The following is an 18522-nucleotide window of genomic DNA, read 5'->3' on the forward strand; positions in this document are numbered from 1 at the left end:
CATAATCTCTTAATGATCTTCTTGTTGGTTCGTCACCAGCAAGCTAGGTCGGCTATATTACTCTTTATTTCTAAAGAGTCAACCAGTAATTCAAATTATTTTTAAACTTATCAAATAAAACCCAACTTAATCAATTCAACCAAGTCATTGTTTTATCAGAAGTTTTAATCTTCATCACCGCCGATGGATGTGCATTCTACAGCATTTCACATCCGTTGCAACACCTTTTTTTAAATAATTATTTTGAGCGCACATTTTTCACCCAAATTACATTTTTTCATTCATATTTTGATCAAATTTGGTTTAATAGTAATAAATCAGGATTATTTGAACGTTTTTACTTATTATACGGCAAACATTTTGCCGCGCTAAAAGCGTCAGGACTATATATGCGCCAAACTTCTTTTTTATATGCAGGATTATTGTCACTTGTCGTAACAACACCTGTATTTGCAAATGACGAGGCTTCAGCACCTGTTGCTCAAGACTCAGAAGCTGCCAATAAATCAAAAACGCAACAACTTGCGCATGCTGCGATGGTCAAGTCATCTGAAGTTGCAAAAAAATTATCTGTAAATGCCAATGCAGCACAATCAGAAGAAGATAAAGACCCTTTCCAGCCGATCAACCGGAAAGTTTACGCATTTAATGATTATTTAGATGTCCATATTGCCCGCCCTGCTGCTGTGCAATATGTCGCAAAAACCCCTAAGGATATACGTGAATCGTATCGTTTATTCCGTAAAAATTTGGGCGAACCTTGGAATGCATTTAACCAACTCACCCAAGGTCGACCGACACGTGCCGCAAAAAGTCTGGGGCGTTTTACTGTTAATACACTGACAACTTTAGGCTTTGCTGACCCTGCAAGCCGTCTGGGTCTAGAAACAGAAGATGAAAATTTTGGCGCGACTTTAGGTTATTACGGTATTCCTTCTGGTCCTTATATTGTTCTACCAGTGCTTGGTCCAAGCACATTGCGCCAAACCGTCGGTCTAGCAGTAGATAGTCAAGGACGTCCACAGAAATATATGCTTGATGGTCATGATGTGGCGTATTGGTCTGAGCAAACTTTACGTGGAATCGATACTCGCGCTCAATTACTGGATATCGAAGGTGTATTGCAAGGCGATAAATACGCTCAAATTCGTGATATTTATTTGCAACGCCTGAACTATTCTATTGCTGAGAAAAAAGGTATTGCTGAAGAAAACTTATTTATTGATGAAGAAGATGACGATATTGATGAATCTGAAGATAATTCAGTAGACGTTTCATCTGATGATTCTACCGATTTCATTGATGATAGCATTTCAGATGATACCGACACGGTAACAACTGAATAAATAAAATTTTTCAATTGGCTGGTGTGGTTTTTCCCTCCAGCCATCATTAGCTTGCTATAGTACACTTATTGTCTATCGAAGGATTCATCTAATTCTTTATGTATTTCATTCAACCTACTCGTGATATTCCATATTTAGATCAGGTACTTGATGCGCTTCCTAGCGTACAAATGATTAACATTGAAGATCTAGACTTGTATGATCCAACGATCATTGCAATTGCTGATGTTGCCGACTTTTTAAATCACCAATGGACACTTCCTACCATTGTGCTCGCTTTTGAGCATGAAGGTGCTGCATTGGCTCAAGCTTGGCAACAAGGCGCTTTAGCCGGATGGGTTTGGGACCATATTCCAACCAACCTTCAGGTGGCACTCACTAAAATTGATGCGCAATACAAACGCAATCAAGACAGCCGTGATCTCCCTTCTGCTGCAGATTTGCAAAAACGTTTACTGCCCAACCCGATTGAACTCCACAACTATAAAATTGAAACATTCTTCCAGCCTTCAGCCTATTTATCCGGTGATTGGTACGATTACTGGAAAATCAGCGATAAAGAAATCATGTTTTATCTCGCAGATGTATCTGGTCATGGGGTGACGAGTAGTTTACTGACCTCTTGGATGGCTGCTTTCCACGGTCGTTCAAAAACCCCGAGAGAACTCATCAAAAAGCTCAATGGCATGTTGGTTCAAGAAAATATTGAAAAGCACATTACCATGATTGCAGGGATACTCAATCTCGATACGCATGTCTTGAAATGGTCTAGTGCAGGCCATTATCCGCCGGCCATTTTATTTGAACCCGGTCTTCCCGCACGAATTTTAAATACCAGTAGCTTTCCACTTGGCTTAACTGAAGACCTAGAAGTTGAAGAGTTTGAATTTACCTTAAATCGTTATTCGCGCTTTGTAATTTGCTCGGATGGCGCACTTGAACCTTTTGATGGTGGATTGAATGAACAGCTAGGTCAATTGGTTTATCACTTGCAAAATCAATCATTTCAAGCACCAGACCATGTTGCCGACGATATTGCCATCCTAAGTTTACGTCGAATCAATTAGTCACGAAATCAACTACTTAAACCGAATAAGACTTTCTGATCATACTCGGCTACTTGAGTAAGCTGTGCCCCTATGGGATAATCTACTATCCTTCTCTGCAAATGGCATTTATATGTCAACAGGTCATGTTGAATATGCAAGCTTGAACGGAACGCATATTTTTAAGCTTATTGGCGAAGTGCGTGCCCAATCTTGTATTAGTCTAGACAAGTTATTAAACAAAATTGAACAGCAACAAAATGTCGTCGGTGCAATCGTTGATTTAACCCAAACGACATTTATCGATAGTACTGTCCTTGGCATTTTGGCTAAACTGGGTTTGAAGCTCAAACAAGTTCACCATATCCAAGCGGTAATGTTGTCTACAAACTCTGATATCACAACGCTTGCCAATAGCATGGGTTTAGGTCAGGTGTTTGTTATTTTGAATTATTGTGGTGATCCAAGTGTATGCACTCGCGCACTTATGGAAGAACACATTACCCATAGCAATATGCTGAATACGGTTTTAGATGCACACAAAACGCTGATGAAACTAAATGATAGCAACCAAAATATATTTGAGCCTTTGGTCAAACAACTGCAAAAAGAGCAGGACAATCTAGAGCAACCCAAGCAGCAAAATGTCTAATTTAGGTTAATCACAGCAGAGACCCTCTTCGCATGATTTTACTTTCCATTGCTCAAATGAATTCTCAAAATGACATTGAAGATAACTTCAAAGTGATCGAGTCATTGATGCAACAAAGTCAGGCTCAAGGTGCGAGTCTCATTGTATTTCCTGAAAATTTTGTCTGCTTTGCCGCAGGTAAACAACGCGAAACCGCGGCGCAATTTGAAAGTATTCAGCAGCGACTAGAACAACTCGCACATCGTTATCAACTTTGGATTGTTGCGGGCACACTCCCATGCCCTTATCGTCCAGATGGTTCAATCATTCAAGATGGTCGTGTCCGTACTGTCAGCCTGTGTATCAGCCCTGAACGTACCGAAGCACGTTATGACAAAATTCATTTATTTGATGTTCAAGTTGGTGACGCTGTCGGTGGCTATCAAGAATCAAAATTTTTTGAACCTGGTACTGAAACCGTAGTTGCAACAACACCTTTTGGCAATATTGGCCTGATGGTGTGCTACGACTTGCGCTTTCCTGAACTGGCTTTGAAACTTCGTAGCCAAGGTGCAAACATTTTAACGGCGCCTGCAGCTTTTACTTATACCACGGGTGAAATGCACTGGCAGCTCTTACTGCAAGCTCGTGCTATGGATAGTCAATGTGCTGTATTAGGTGCAGCACAACAAGGTTGGCATGGTGAAAAGCGTCAAACTTGGGGTCATGCTGGAGCAAGCAATAGTCGTGGTCAAATTTTAGCAATCACCGCAGAAGAAGGCGCTCAACTACTCACAGTTCCTTTCGACTTAGACGAGCAGGAACAGATTCGCGCATCAATGCCACTGATGCAGCACCGTGTTTTGGTTCAATATTGATTTTCACTCTGTATAAAATTACAAAAAAACTGAATATTATTTAAACAAAATCCCCCACGATATGATTTTGAACCATCATCTGAGGGATTAGAAAAATGACTTTAGAAAAAGCAGTTTATACAGCCCATGCAAAAGCCACTGGTGGTCGTGATGGTCGTGCAACGACGTCCGATGGTCATTTAGATGTTCAATTGGCGGTGCCGAAAATTATGGGGGGTACAGGTAATGGTACAAATCCCGAACAACTCTTCGCCGCTGGTTATTCAGCCTGTTTTTTAGGTGCAATGAAATTTGTGTCTAACCGAGATAAAATTTCGATTGCCCCTGCTGCCTATGTTGAAGGTGATGTTGGTATCGGCCCTATTCCAACAGGATTTGGTATTGAAGTGACGCTTAATATTCATCTTGAGGGTATGGATGCAAGCGAGGCACAGAAATTGGTCGATGCTGCACATATTGTTTGCCCCTATTCAAATGCGACCCGAAACAATATTAATGTCACTTTAAATGTTTTGACTTAAATCCATTTGTACCTATCTATACAAAGCACTGTTTTAATTCCTTATAAAATAGTGCTTTGAACTTTTTTGACTTCTACAAATCTACAGCTGAGCTCAAAATAAAGCCTTATCCATTTCCAATGCATTTAAATATTCTTATTCAGCTACCAAAACCTTGCTAAAATATATAACGATTATTATTTACATTCATTTGTTGATCTATGATGCTTAAACCTCTCCTTATCAGTACATTGCTAATCAGCGCACCCACACTAAGTTTTGCCGAATTAACCCTGTCTGAAAAAGTCCGCCCTCAAATTAAATCCCTGGTCAATCCAGATATTCAACGTCTTGCGCTACCGCCAACACCAAACAACATGTCTTTACCTGCCTATGGTCAAGGCATCATTGGTTGGGGTACAGGCCCAGAAGGTGCTGCAGCACGCTTAGCCAATATCAACAAAGCCGACGTTGAAAAGCTTAAAACTCAAGATGTCACTTTAGAGATGGTTCAAACTTGGCAAAAGTTTTATGAAAATGAAACGCAGCGCAATGCAGGTAACCCAACCGCGCTTATTCGTGCTGAATTGATGAAGAAAATTGTCAGTTTGTGGTAAGTGAAAGACTGTACAGCCCATATTTTTGGGCTGTTTTTAGTTCAAATTAGAAATAAAAAATCATGAGACATTCGATAGAAAGATTAATGAATAAAATTAAAAAATTGTTTAATATTCAAACTATAATTAACTATACATCCATAAAAAAATTAAAATCATTTTCAGGACTTTACAATGAAAACATACTTTTCGATGCTTTTTCTAAGCTTGGCCTTAGCCGCATGTAGCCAAACACCTGCGCCTGATTTTTCAGGGGAATGGAAACAAACACCTGACACGGAGAGCCTTCGCAAACTTTCAATTAGCAAACAAGGCGATGACTATTAAATTAAAGACGAATTTTGGCTCGATAAAAATAATACTGAGCGCACTTCTAGTACTACATCAGGTATGGCCGAAGTGAGCCATGATGTTTTGAAATATAAAGAGAGCAATAGCATTGAAATGAAACTCAGTGATGCAACTCAGCTCACTCTGACAGACAAAGCATATGATGCTGTAATTCATTTTGAAAAGATTAATTAAAGCAAAGCCCCGAATCATTACACAGGCTTCGGGGCTTTATTGATATTTCACACCGACTATTCAGCCGCTTCATTCGTCACTCTGAGCACTTCTTCAATGGTGGTTTTACCTGCCAAAACTTTACGCAAACCATCATCACGAATTGAACCCGCATTTGCACGTACATGATTTTCTAACTCAAACTCAGCAGCATTACCATGAATGAGGCGACGTGTTTGCTCATCAATCGGGACGATTTCATAAATTGCGGTACGCCCTGTAAATCCAGTATGCGAGCATTGTTCACATCCTTTAGGTTGTGGCAATTTTAATTCGGCCGATGCATCGAGATGCTTAAATAAGTCTTTTTCAAAATCATCGGCATCATGCCAAGTCGCACAGTGACGGCACAAGGTTCGAACCAAACGCTGCGCCACCACACCGATCAATGAGCTTGAAAGTAGAAAGGGTTCAATCCCCATGTCTTTAAGACGGGTCACCGCACCGATTGCTGTATTGGTATGCAGCGTTGAAAGTACCAAGTGGCCTGTTAATGACGCTTGTACTGCAATTTCAGCAGTTTCTAAATCACGAATCTCACCGACCATCACCACATCTGGGTCTTGTCGAAGCATGGCTTTTAATGCACGAGCAAAGGTCATATCCACTTTGGTATTGACCTGCGTCTGCCCGATCCCTTCAAGTTGATACTCAATCGGATCTTCTGCAGTCAATATATTTTTTGAACCATCATTTAGATCAGACAATGCCGCATATAAGGTTGTGGTTTTACCCGAACCCGTTGGTCCCGTAACTAAAATAATGCCATGCGGACGATGCACCAGTTGTTTCAGTCGATCATAGTCATGTTGCATCAAGCCCAAATGGGTCATATTTAAACGCCCAGCTTGTTTATCGAGTAAACGCATCACCACACGCTCACCATAGGAAGACGGTAAGGTTGATACACGAACATCAACTTCTCGGCCTGCCAAACGCAGTGAAATACGACCATCTTGTGGAATTCGCTTTTCTGCAATATCGAGTTTAGCCATGACTTTGATCCGTGACACCAACAATGGCGCAAGCTCGCGACGTGGCTGGACAATTTCACGTAATTGACCATCGACACGTAAGCGGACAGACAGCTTTTTTTCAAAAGATTCGATATGAATATCTGAAGCACCGACACGGATCGCTTCCGACAATAAGGCATTGATTAAGCGTACAATCGGCGCATCATCCTCCTGATCCATCAAATCTTCAGCTTCTGGTACAGAGTCCGCAAGGCTAAGTAAATCAGGATGATCTTCCAGACCCGCTGCCACTTGTTGAGACTCACCGGTGTCTCCGGCAAAGCTTGCACTGAGTAATTGATTAAATTCTTGCTCGCCACATAATTGATATTGTGCAGGATGCCCTAAATAGCGACGTGCTTCTTGTAAAGCCAGCAGTGGCGTGCTGTCACGACGTACAATAAAAGCTTGATCACCCTCATATCGAAGCAATACGCCATGACGTTTGGCAAAACTATATGGTATTTGTAATTGTTTAAGTACTTGCATCACGCATTATAATGATGAAAAAAGTTGTTTTGAGTGTACTCTAAGCATCTGACAGCGTGAAGTCTGTTTTTAGGATTTATCAGGACAAGGGATATACGCATTGCCATTAGAAAATGATTTGACTGAAAAGGAATCCCCAAAACGTAAATGGTGGGGAGAATATCAATTTGAACTGAATCACCCGCGCAGTTGGCAGTTTGGGTCTTTATTGTTCCGTGTGACGCGCGGCATGCAAGAGTGGCGTATGGAATACCATCGCCCAACCTTTCAGTTTGACTATGAGCAACAATGGCATCCGATACAAGACCCTGAATTTGGTTTTCCACAGCCCATTAAAATGGAACGCTATATGTTCCGCCAAACACATGACAAAATTCAAATCATGCCACGTTTGGCAGATCGGTCTGTGGTGATTAAACCGGTCGATCCGATTTATATTCCAGCCGGACAGCGCGGAACGCTATATATCAGCACACCGCTTTGGATTGCTGGTTTTGTCGAAGGTCTTAGAGAACCCTTGTTTGATATACCTGTTATTCTACCAAAAGATACCTGGTTTGGTCCGAATCATCGAATGGGTGAAATTTGCTATGCCACAGCAGTTGATGGTCGTACAGAACTTAAACAACTCAAACCGCGTGCTTTTCGTGCTGTAACCCCTATTGAGTTTCATAACGTGAGTAATCAACAGATTCGCTTTGACCGTATGAATGTCCCTGTACCGGCTTTGCCATTATTTTATAGTGAAAGTACGGGACGTTTATGGACTTCACAAATTCGGGTCGTGCATGAAGGTCATGACAAACCGCCGCGGGTCAAAATTGAAAACCGTACACCGCCACAAGCAGGTGACGTAATTTATCTGCATCCGCCACGCGAGTCAGCCAATGTGCTATTCAATATGTTTGATTCATTTTTCTAACGGTGAGCCATGGCAGATTTAAATATTTCGACAGAAATTACCAGCAGCCTAAAAGGAATGGTCGCCAATCTCAATACCGATCGGCTGACCGAATTATTGGTGGCTGTTTTACTGGCAGTCATCGGCTTTCTGATTGCACGTTTTATCTCAAACACCTTTATCCGTACTGTAGGTATGCGTTTCAATGCCCATCAGCAGTTGGTTTGGCGTCGCGGGATTTTCTATTTTATTTTTTTAATCTTTGTGATGGCCAGTTTAAAAGAAGCTGGCTTTAAACTCAGCGTCTTCTTGGGTGCAGCAGGTATTTTAACGGTCGCACTGGGTTTTGCCTCGCAAACGTCCGCATCCAACCTGATCAGCGGGATGTTCTTGATCGGTGAAGGGTCTTTTGAGGTTGGTGATACCATTCAATTGACACTGATTCGCGGGCACACCATTGAAGGTGAAGTGATCTCGATTGATTTGTTGTCGGTCAAATTACTCACGCAAGACAATGTCTATGTCCGTTTGCCGAATGAACAACTAATTCGGGCACCTGTACATAACTTGTCTAAGTTTCCAATACGGCGCATTCCAATTACCCTTGCGATTAACTTTCATGAAGACATCATCAAAGTTCGCGAAGTTCTATTAGATGCCGTCAGTAAATATCCACTGGTCTTGGCCGACCCTAAGCCTGCCGTAACCGTCACTGCCTTTCGAGAGTCATCCATTGAATTGCTTTTTGCCATTTGGTGTCAAAGAGAGAATTTCCTGAAAGTCCGTGATGAAATGCAGGAACGGATTCGAAATGCTTTTGTCGAAAATAAAATTGAAATTCCTGTACCGAAAATGGGTTTTGTTGACCACCCGCTTTCTACGCAAGCAAGCGATGCCGACGTCGATCAATATGCCAATGCACAAGAGATTCAACGAGAGCCTCAACTCAAATAATAGTTTATAGACTTGATATGAAAAGCCCTGCATATCTTCAAATGTGCAGGTTTTTTTTATCATGTACTTTTATAGCCATCGACCTGTACAGCTTAGTGATCTCGTACCTTTAAGAATTTCATCATGGTTCAACCTTGTCATTCGGCATGGGTGCAATATAGGCAATCAAAAGCATGGCAAAACCTGCCGCCATAAATGAAATCACTCGCATGAGTGTGCCGACATGAGATAAATCCAGCAAGACCAATTTCAACGTCACCAAGACCAAAATACTGCCACCAAGTAGCCAAACTGAACGTAATTGGCGCTGAGTGGCAAAGCGCATACTCACCAAAGCCAATAACACCCACAGCACAGTAAAACTCAGCTGAATGGTCGCATCGCTCCAAATGTCTAAACTGTTATAAGGCGTATCCAGATATATATGTAAGGCACGAAGCACGACATAGCTACTTAACCAAAGTAGCCCAAGAACACTCAACACGGCAGCCAAGCTACGATCTAAACCGGCTTTTAACTGTTGATTCAACATCCATAAAAAAGCCGCTAACAACAGCAAACTCACTGCATCAAAAGGATTCAGTATCGGCAAGATATATCCCACAAAGGCCTGCTGACTATATAATTGCGAACTAATGATCCAACTTAGAGCCAAAAACAAGCTGCTACGTGCTTGCCAAAACATTTTCCAGGCCGGTTGCTGCGCTTGCCAATAACACCATGCACAAAATAACAGCGGCAAAATCACCACACTGATATACGGCATACTGGGTATCAGCGTCAGACTGGTCCACGCCAAGCTGCTCAAAATTCCGAGACTGACCCATTCTTTTTCTTCACGCACACCGAGTAATGGTCGTAGCCAAAGCAGCGTCAAGCTCAGCCCAGCGAATGCAAAATAAATCTGCTCCATCGTTGAATGCCAAATTAACTGACCGTTCTCACTCACTGAAATGACTTGGTACAGCCCCATCACATAAACAGGCACTAGACCCGTCCACTTAATGATGGACCAACTCCACGAAGCTTTTCGCTTTAACAAGCCTTCATTCACCACCAGATAGGCCACACTGACGATCAATAGACTCAAAGCCAATTGATGGCTAGTCTGTAGCCAATCTAAGAGCAACATGATGAACATAGTAGTTGCTGAGAGCATTTGCACACATTGAAAGGCAATACTCGAACTGGAAAGCTGTTTATGAAATGCAGGAACAGTATGCGTCACGATAATGGCCGCCAAATAGCTTAAACACACGCCCCAATACATCTGTGCAGGGAAATGTGGCAGTTGAACCAAATAGTACAGACTTGAACAACCCGCCATCACCAAGAGCGCCATGCCTAAATAACGGCTGATATTGGACTGCTTGTCTAGGGCATATATAAATATCAACGCACCTTCAACTGCCCAACCAACCACACTCCACTGCTCTTTCAATACTATCGGTGGAATCAATGCCAAGAAAATTAAGGTCAAACTCAAATAACTTTGTGCAATCAGTGGAATCACAGCACTACGTTTACTAATGCTATACAGTACGGCAAAAAGCGCTGCGAATAGCAAGCTATACCCCGCCTGCCATACCGTTTCCTCAAAATACATCAAATACAATGCCAGATAAGCAAGCACTGGTGCGGCAAAAATCAGTGCAATATCCAAGGCAGGTTTAAGCTGAAAATGCGCAAGATCCTGTTTCGCCAATAACTGGCTAAAACGAAAACCCAGCCAGATAAAAATCGCAGCGTGAGCTAAAACCAACACGCTCATCATCTGACGTTCGGTGGTGTATCCGTGGTAAAAAGCATATCCACCACCCATAATCACCGTCATCAAAAAAGCGATTTGATTCAGATATTTCCACGGTCTTAAAGTACTCATGACCGCAACAGCAATATTAATCACAAGATAATAGGCAATAAATTCCGTTGCAGTTGCATCACGAACAGGCAAGGTAAATGGCGCAAGATAGGCGATCAGCATCGCCATGATTGCCAGTTCTACCGACTGCTGTTTCAAACTGAGCCAAATCGTCAATGCCATAAGCGCTGCATACAGTACACAGGCTATGCTAAAGCCCGAAATCACGGCATTGTAATAGGCAAAAAATAAAGTCAAAAACAGCGCTGCAAGACCTAGACCTTCTAGCGCTAAGGCAAAACTGCGGTTTTTGGTTTGCAGCCAAAAACCCAGTCCGACAACACCAGCACTGACCAAACTCACGATCAGCAGTTTCATGGCCAAGCTCAGTTGCCAATGCTCTGTGGCAAATCTGAGTAAGAGCACCACGCCAATCACCAAGACCAATACCGCCACTTTTAACACGGGATTGCCTTGGAAAAGCCATTGCTGAATTTGACTAGATAGATTTGGCGCAGACTTGGATGGTGTATTAGTAGACGATGAATTGACTACTGCCTGATGTCTAGCTGTACCAATTGCCGTCGCGGGATGTACAGATGGTGTATTGTCAGAATCAAAATATTCAGGACAGTCTATTGTCGATGCTGACATTGAAGTAGCCGCATGACTCGATTGCGACTGAAGCACGTGTCCTTGCAATAGATGCAACTGACGTTCTAATCGTTTCAGCCAACGCAGAAAAAAATAAACCCACAGGCTAATCCCGATCGCAACCAAATAACCCAATTCTGTTAACAGTCCAACGACCGTTAATAACGATGCAATATATAACGGAACCTTTGATGTCACTTGAAATGCTTGTTTTGATGAGCTCAGTGCATCAGCGCCGTGCTGCAAATCATCGACATAATTCATCACACTGAGCATAAAACCGATGCCACTGATATAACTCAGGATACGGACATCTAAATACCATGCCCCGATCCCTACCATGATCAGCATCATCAACCAAATCATCTTGATTTCATTATTCTGTTTCAGCATACCTGCTTCGTCATTTTCCTGAATGTTTTGATGATACATGAGCCTGACCGATGGATTAAAACTATTCATCAGTGATTCGGTAAGTTACATATACAATCTAGACTCAGCGTACGGGCAAAAAATCACGTACAATAAAACCGTTTTCAGGATTAGGAAATTATCCATGCCACCATTTGTCTTGGTCGATGGCTCATACTTTTTATTTCGTGCCTACCATGCACTGCCACCATTAACCACTTCAACCGGTTTGCATACCAATGCAATCCGAGGTGCCATTTCTGCCATCCAAAAATTAATGCGTCGTATCCAACCGACGCATATGGCCGTTATTTTCGATACACCTGAACCAACCTTCCGTCATGAATTGTCCCCGATTTATAAGGGTGACCGTCCAAGCATGCCTGAAGAATTATCACAACAAATTCCATATCTTCATGCGTTAATTCGTGCTCTAGGGATTCCACTGCATATGTTGCCGGGCGCTGAAGCCGATGACATTATCGGAACTTTGGCCAAACGCGCTGAAGCAGCTGGTCATCAAGTTTTGATCTCCACCGGCGACAAAGACATGGCGCAGCTCGTTACTGAGCGTGTCACTTTAGAAGACAGCTTCAAAGACAAACCGATGGATGTTCAAGGCGTTTTTGAAAAATTTGGGGTGTGGCCGAATCAAATCATTGACTACCTTACGCTGATGGGCGACGCCTCTGACGGCATCCGTGGTGTACCCGGTGTTGGTGCAAAAACGGCAGCGAAACTTTTAACCGAATACGGCTCGATTGGCGGCATTTTAGAAAATGTCGACAGCATTAAAGGTAAAGTCGGTCAAAACATTAAAGACAATGTCGAAGGAATTGCTCTTGACCACCAACTGGCGAGCATTGTTTGCGACCTTGACATGGGCCTTAAATACGAAGATTTGAAACTAGCTGATCCAAATATTCCAGCACTTCGTGATTTATATACTGAACTAGAATTCCGTAACCAACTGCAGTCATTAGATCATCCGAACAACCCCAATGGTGCAACCTACAAACAAGCAGCCAAAGCAATCAACACCACGGCGACTGTTGCCAATGCACCTGAAGTGGAAGATCAAGCGGACAAAACCAGTGTTGATGATTTACTCGGTGAAGCACGTTATCACACAGTATTGACCCAAGAAGATTGGGATGTGTTATTTAAACGTCTGAGCACTGAAAAGCGTTTTGCCTTTGATACCGAAACCACTAGCCTTGACTACCGCGTTGCGCAGATTGTAGGTTTCTCGGTGGCTTTAGATGCACATGATGCCTATTACGTGCCGCTTGCGCATGATTATGAAGGTGCGCCGCAACAACTTGATCGCGACACAATTCTGAATCAACTCAAACCTTTACTTGAAGATAATGACGTACAAAAAATTGGTCATCATCTCAAATATGATGCACATGTCTTAGAAAATCATGGCATTCATTTGGCAGGTTGGTATTTCGATACCATGTTGGCCTCTTATGTCCTTAACTCTGTGGCAACACGTCATGGGATGGATGACGTCGCGCGTTTGTATTTAAGTCATCTCACAACGACGTTCGAACAAGTGGCGGGCAAAGGTGCAAAACAAAAGACCTTTAACCAAATTGAGCTCGAAACTGCAGCCCATTATGCCGCAGAAGATGCGCATGTCACCTATCGTCTGTATGAAGTACTCGATAAGAAGTTACAAGCCCATCCGGAACTGATCAATATTTTGCACAATATTGAAATGCCTGTTGCCCGTGTTCTAACCTCTATGGAAGAAAACGGCATTGAGCTAGATATGGACTTCCTCGACCAACTCGGTGTGGAATTTGCCAATACCATTCAAAATTTAGAAACAGAAATTACCGATCTTGCGGGTCAAAGCTTCAATGTCAGCTCACCAAAACAAGTCGGCGAGATTCTGTTTGATAAATTAGGTTTAAAAGGCGGTAAGAAAACTTCTACAGGTCAGTACAGTACCAGTGAAAGTGTGTTAGAAAAAATCGATCATCCGATTACTGATTTAATTTTGGAATATCGTGGTCTCTCTAAACTGAAAAGCACCTATACCGATGGTCTGTTAAAGCAAGTGAATAATGACACACATCGTGTGCATACCAGTTACCACCAAGCTTTAACGGCTACAGGTCGTTTGTCATCTACCGATCCAAACTTACAGAACATTCCTGTCCGTGAAGATATTGGACGTCAAATCCGTAAAGCCTTTATTGCACCTGAAGGTCGCATTTTATTGGCAGCCGATTACTCGCAAATCGAATTACGTTTAATGGCGCATTTCTCGCAAGATCATGCCTTGGTCGATGCTTTCAATCATGGGCAAGACGTACATAAACGTACTGCGGCAGAAGTTTTGGGCATTCCACTCGATGAAGTGACCAGCAACCAACGTCGTCAAGCCAAAGCGGTGAACTTCGGTCTGCTCTATGGCATGTCTGAATTTGGTTTGACTCGTCAATTAGGTTTCACTCGTGAAGAGTCACGCAACTATATTGGTAAATACTTCCAACGCTACCCTGGTGTTTTGGAATATATGGAACGTACTCGCCAAGTCGCACGTGAACAAGGTTTTGTGGAAACCATTTTAGGTCGTCGTCTGTATACACCGGACATTATGGCGAGCAACAAAATGGTGAAACAAGGCGCTGAACGTGCAGCGATCAATGCACCACTACAAGGTTCTGCAGCGGATATTATTAAATTGGCCATGATCGCCGTCGATAAAATCTTACCGAAAGATCAAGCCAAAATGTTACTGCAAGTACACGATGAATTGGTGTTTGAAGTTGATGCTGCAATTGCCGATGAACTGTCTGCCCAACTGACTGAAGTGATGCAATCTGTGTTGAAAATTTCCGTTCCACTGATTGTGGAAGTGGGTCAAGGCAATAACTGGGACGAAGCACACTAATTCATTCACGTTCAGTCACACCTTTCTCCTTATAGGAGGAAGGTTGGGATGGAGGTGAGATGTTTCTTAGTTAGTAGAAATATCTTGTTTTACACCACATATTAAATCCACAAAAAAGGACGCCTCGGCGTCCTTTTTAATTTAACTCGTCTTAGCTCAGATTAAAGACCAGTCAATAATGCAATTGCGACTTGCTTCATAATGGTTTCCGCAACCAACAATGCCAAAATCGCAAAAATTGGTGACAAGTCAATCATCCCCATATTTGGAAGAATACGACGGAATGGCGCAAGTAGCGGTTCTGCCAACTCTTGAACCACTTCAATATAAGGTGAACGTGACTGGCTAAACATCACGACCCAACTCAAAATAATCGATGCAAAAATTAAGTAACGACAGAAACGGATTAAATCCTGAATCATGGTCACAAAGGTCATAATGATCAGATGGAATGGACTATTCACCGCCACGCCTGACAAATACATCAAACCAAACATTTTTAACAAATACAGAATCACCACCAACACCAATGCTGCGGTATTCACTCGACCTTTGGCCAAAGTTGGGAAAATTCGGCTAAAGATGTCGACAATTTTTGTTGCTTTTGCTGTTGCCAAAACCACAGGGTTATATGGACTCACGGCAGCAAGCTGCATTAAAAAACGGAAAAATACGAGCAAAATTGCAACGTTAATAATGATTCCAAAAATTTGAGCAGAGCCCATACTTGAACTTTCCTAAATCAAATCGAATTATTTGGTGCTTTCGCTTAACTCTTGTGCCAACTCTTGGCTACGCTTTTGCGCTGCGGCTAAAGCAGCCTGAATATTTTGTGAAATCTGAGCACGATCAAATACTTCAATCGCGGCTTGTGTTGTACCGTTTGGAGAAGTGACATTTTTACGTAACTCCGCAGGACTGTTGGCACTGGTAATCGCCATTTGTGCGGCACCTAATGCAGTTTGCAAGGTTAATGCTGTAGCCACTTTTTCATCCAAGCCCATGTTTTTACCTGCACGGATCATACTTTCCATCATATAGAAAAAGTATGCAGGGCCTGAGCCAGAAACAGCTGTTACTGCGTCAATCTGCGCTTCTGAGTTTACCCAAAGTGTTAAACCCGTTGAAGCCAAAACTTGACTTGCAAGATCACGATCTTCAGCTGAAACCGCTTCACCTGCATATAAGCCATGCGCACCGGTTTGAACTAAAGCCGGTGTATTTGGCATGACACGAACAATACGCTCTGTGCCTAATAGTTTTGAAATCGTTGCAATTTCTGCACCTGCAACAATTGAAATCACCAACTTCCCTTCTAGCAAACCTTGTAATGGTGCCAAAACTTTTGCCAACACCTGAGGTTTAACCGCAAAAAGAACAATGTCAGCATCTCGAATTGCCGCAACATTATCATCGGTCACATGCAAATCTTTTTCAGCCAAAAGCTCACGTACTTTTTCTACGGGATCTGAAACTGTAATACGTGTAGTCGGGACACCACGTGCAATTAGGCCACCAATTAAAGCCTGTGCCATGTTGCCGCCACCAATGAAACTGATATTACAATTTAGAATTGCGCTCATGATTGAAGATCCGATATTGCAGATTTAGCGTTAAGAGATAATGTTGGTTGCCAGCCAGCTTGAGTACAAAATTCAGACTGCGCCAACCAAAAGCCCTGAGGCGTAAAGACGCCTAGCATAACATTATCTCGGCTTAATATTTGAATAGTATGACGTCGCCATGGAAAAATTTGCGCCTGCTGAATGGCTTTTTTCAACGGCCAACTTCCGACACGGCCATATAAATGAATTTTTTCACCGCCAAGGCGTGGGCGAATCTGCAGTTGGTGCCCCAATAATTCAGGTGATAAACCAACCTTTGAGGGTTGAATCACAAAATGGCCGGCAGGCAACTTGAGGCACTGACCTGCAACACAAGTTACAACCTCAACCTCTTGAATGGGTTCAGTTGGCAGATATTCCGCTTTGGCAATCCGATGAAGTTGCTGTTGAAAGCGCAGATAGTAAAATCCATTCCAGTGTAATGCCGCTTGCGAGTCTTCGCGTGAGCCAATCACTTCTGAAACTAAACGCTGTACCATTTCAAAACTTGGACGATATTGCCCCTCACCTTTCATCCAGTGCGATAACAACTGACGCTGACGTGCCAGACTGAGCTGTTGTAAAGCCGCCAAAGATAACACTTGCGATGAACCACAAGCCGCTAAATCTTGTTGCAACACCTCAAGTAAAATTTCATCAGCATCTTGCATCAAATAACTGGTTCGACTCAGAGCTTGCTGCATTTTAGGAAAACGCTCACTGAGTAGTGGCCACAAAATTTCACGACTCCACGCACGGTCATAGTCGGTATCAAAATTGGTGAGGTCTTGAATATTTTGCACATGTAGCTGTGCTGCCCATTGGCAAATTTGCTCACGTGAAAGATCTAATAGCGGACGCCATAAAGTAAAATCTTCACGTACATCGAATTTTTTCATCGCAGCAAGGCCATGGACACCCGCACCTGAAAGTAGCCGCAACATCAGTGTCTCGGCTTGATCTTGCTGATGATGCGCGAGTACCAATATTTCATCTGCTTGTAAATGTTGGGCAAAAGCTTGATAGCGGGCTGAGCGGGCTTGATTTTCAAGATTACCTTGCGCAACCTGAACTTTTTGTATAATGAATGGAAGATTCAGTGCTGAACACTGAGCGCGTACAAACTCGCCCCAAGCATGACTACACGCTTGTAGTTGGTGATCAATATATATCACCCGTATTTTTTCAGGGCACAAAAACGACATAAGATGCAGCAGCAACATGGAATCCATGCCACCACTACATCCTATTAAAAATCGGCTTTGTTCAGGCAGCGCCTGAATTTGACTTAAGCAGTCAGCCCTAAATTGTCGCTGCCAAACTTCATTAAACGCTGATAACGCGCTTCGCATCGTTCGTTTGCATCCATTGGTTGTAGTTCTTCTAGAGCTTGCTTCAAGACCAATTTCAAATCCTGCATGACTTTTTCAGGGTTTAAATGTGCGCCTTCCGCTTCGTCCACCACGTATTCTACAATGCCCATCTTCTGCAATTTATCCGCCGTCAATGCCAATGCTTCACTTGCTTGCTCTGCTTTTTCTGCAGTTTTCCACAAAATAGATGCACAGCCTTCCGGTGAAATTACTGAATAAATACTGTGAGATAACATAATCACACGGTCAGCTACGCCAATACCCAGCGCACCACCCGAACCACCTTCACCCAATACCGTTGCCACTACAGGCACTTTAAGTGAAGAAAGCTGAGCCAAACTGGTTGCAATCGCTTCAGCTTGACCACGTTCTTCTGCACCCACGCCTGGGTACGCACCCATGGTATCAATAAAGGTAAAGACAGGCAGATTAAAACGCTCCGCCATATCTAATAAACGCTGTGCTTTACGGTAACCTTCTGGGTTACTCATACCAAAATTATGCTGTAATTTTTCACGTGTACTACGACCACGGTGCTGACCTACGATCATCACAGGCTGACCATCTAAACGAGCCAAACCACCAATCATCGCGCCGTCATCACCAAATAGGCGGTCACCGTGCAAAGCATCGAACTCTGTAAAAATTTCGCCAACATAATCCAAAAACTGCGGACGTTCAGGATGACGTGCGATCTGAACCGTAGTCCAGGCTTTAGATTGAGCTGCTTTATTTTTCATAGGTCGATCATTATCCCTAACTTAAC

The 18522-nt window shown here is 42.8% G+C and carries 16 protein-coding genes; 10 read left to right on the forward strand and 6 right to left on the reverse strand.

All coding sequences use genetic code 11. The features are described 5' to 3' along the window. The first annotated feature begins 389 nt into the window (after positions 1 to 389). The 7 genes from FTU38_RS13630 (at position 390) to FTU38_RS13660 (ending at position 5345) form a co-directional block, all read left to right on the forward strand. Complete coding sequence (locus tag FTU38_RS13630; protein WP_180111553.1) at positions 390 to 1346, forward strand: VacJ family lipoprotein; 957 nt, start codon at positions 390 to 392, stop codon at positions 1344 to 1346. Positions 1347 to 1444: 98 nt separating this feature from the next. Next, complete coding sequence (gene gigA, locus FTU38_RS13635; protein WP_078192616.1) at positions 1445 to 2413, forward strand: RsbU family protein phosphatase GigA; 969 nt, start codon at positions 1445 to 1447, stop codon at positions 2411 to 2413. A 112-nt stretch (positions 2414 to 2525) separates the two neighbouring features. Then, a complete protein-coding gene (gene gigB / locus FTU38_RS13640) occupies positions 2526 to 3044 on the forward strand; it encodes an anti-anti-sigma factor GigB (protein WP_180111554.1) in 519 nt (172 codons plus the stop codon). A 32-nt stretch (positions 3045 to 3076) separates the two neighbouring features. Next, a complete protein-coding gene (locus tag FTU38_RS13645; protein WP_180111555.1) occupies positions 3077 to 3901 on the forward strand; it encodes a carbon-nitrogen hydrolase family protein in 825 nt (274 codons plus the stop codon). A 95-nt stretch (positions 3902 to 3996) separates the two neighbouring features. Next, complete coding sequence (locus FTU38_RS13650) at positions 3997 to 4422, forward strand: organic hydroperoxide resistance protein (RefSeq protein ID WP_078189560.1); 426 nt, start codon at positions 3997 to 3999, stop codon at positions 4420 to 4422. A 203-nt stretch (positions 4423 to 4625) separates the two neighbouring features. Then, on the forward strand, positions 4626 to 5018 hold the full coding sequence (locus tag FTU38_RS13655; RefSeq protein ID WP_180111556.1) for a DUF4951 domain-containing protein: 393 nt from the start codon (positions 4626 to 4628) through the stop codon (positions 5016 to 5018). 174 nt (positions 5019 to 5192) lie between these two features. Beyond that, positions 5193 to 5345 carry a hypothetical protein gene (locus tag FTU38_RS13660; protein ID WP_180111557.1) on the forward strand — a complete coding sequence of 51 codons (153 nt, stop codon included), beginning with the start codon at positions 5193 to 5195 and terminating at the stop codon, positions 5343 to 5345. A gap of 254 nt (positions 5346 to 5599) precedes the next feature. On the opposite strand, the gene gspE is transcribed toward FTU38_RS13660, so the two are convergent. Then, on the reverse strand, positions 5600 to 7087 hold the full coding sequence (gene gspE, locus FTU38_RS13665; RefSeq protein ID WP_180105435.1) for a type II secretion system ATPase GspE: 1488 nt from the start codon (positions 7085 to 7087) through the stop codon (positions 5600 to 5602). Positions 7088 to 7187: 100 nt separating this feature from the next. Here gspE and FTU38_RS13670 point away from each other — a divergent pair, with 100 nt between their 5' ends. Beyond that, positions 7188 to 8009, forward strand: a complete 822-nt coding sequence (locus FTU38_RS13670; RefSeq protein ID WP_078192622.1) for a hypothetical protein — start codon at positions 7188 to 7190, stop codon at positions 8007 to 8009. A 9-nt stretch (positions 8010 to 8018) separates the two neighbouring features. Further along, complete coding sequence (locus tag FTU38_RS13675; protein ID WP_180024385.1) at positions 8019 to 8942, forward strand: mechanosensitive ion channel family protein; 924 nt, start codon at positions 8019 to 8021, stop codon at positions 8940 to 8942. Between the two features lie 121 nt (positions 8943 to 9063). Here the strand turns inward: FTU38_RS13675 and FTU38_RS13680 are convergent, their stop codons facing one another. Next, on the reverse strand, positions 9064 to 11850 hold the full coding sequence (locus FTU38_RS13680) for a DUF2339 domain-containing protein (protein WP_180111577.1): 2787 nt from the start codon (positions 11848 to 11850) through the stop codon (positions 9064 to 9066). 163 nt (positions 11851 to 12013) lie between these two features. Here FTU38_RS13680 and polA point away from each other — a divergent pair, with 163 nt between their 5' ends. After that, positions 12014 to 14779: a DNA polymerase I gene (gene polA, locus FTU38_RS13685; RefSeq protein ID WP_180102570.1), complete on the forward strand. Its 2766-nt coding sequence runs from the start codon at positions 12014 to 12016 to the stop codon at positions 14777 to 14779. A gap of 161 nt (positions 14780 to 14940) precedes the next feature. Here the strand turns inward: polA and FTU38_RS13690 are convergent, their stop codons facing one another. From FTU38_RS13690 to FTU38_RS13705, 4 genes are read right to left on the reverse strand one after another with little or no spacing between them, the layout of a single operon-like run. Further along, positions 14941 to 15504: a YggT family protein gene (locus tag FTU38_RS13690; protein ID WP_078189567.1), complete on the reverse strand. Its 564-nt coding sequence runs from the start codon at positions 15502 to 15504 to the stop codon at positions 14941 to 14943. A gap of 27 nt (positions 15505 to 15531) precedes the next feature. Beyond that, entirely contained in the window at positions 15532 to 16362 is an 831-nt protein-coding gene (gene proC / locus FTU38_RS13695; RefSeq protein ID WP_168378486.1) for a pyrroline-5-carboxylate reductase, read from the reverse strand. Next, positions 16359 to 17735: a tRNA lysidine(34) synthetase TilS gene (tilS, locus tag FTU38_RS13700; RefSeq protein ID WP_180111558.1), complete on the reverse strand. Its 1377-nt coding sequence runs from the start codon at positions 17733 to 17735 to the stop codon at positions 16359 to 16361. The genes proC and tilS overlap by 4 nt, the downstream gene beginning before the upstream one ends. After that, a complete protein-coding gene (locus tag FTU38_RS13705) occupies positions 17672 to 18496 on the reverse strand; it encodes an acetyl-CoA carboxylase carboxyltransferase subunit alpha (RefSeq protein WP_180111560.1) in 825 nt (274 codons plus the stop codon). The genes tilS and FTU38_RS13705 overlap by 64 nt, the downstream gene beginning before the upstream one ends. Positions 18497 to 18522: the final 26 nt, after the last annotated feature.

This window comes from Acinetobacter sp. YH12098 (assembly GCF_013419235.1).
GTDB lineage: Bacteria > Pseudomonadota > Gammaproteobacteria > Pseudomonadales > Moraxellaceae > Acinetobacter > Acinetobacter amyesii.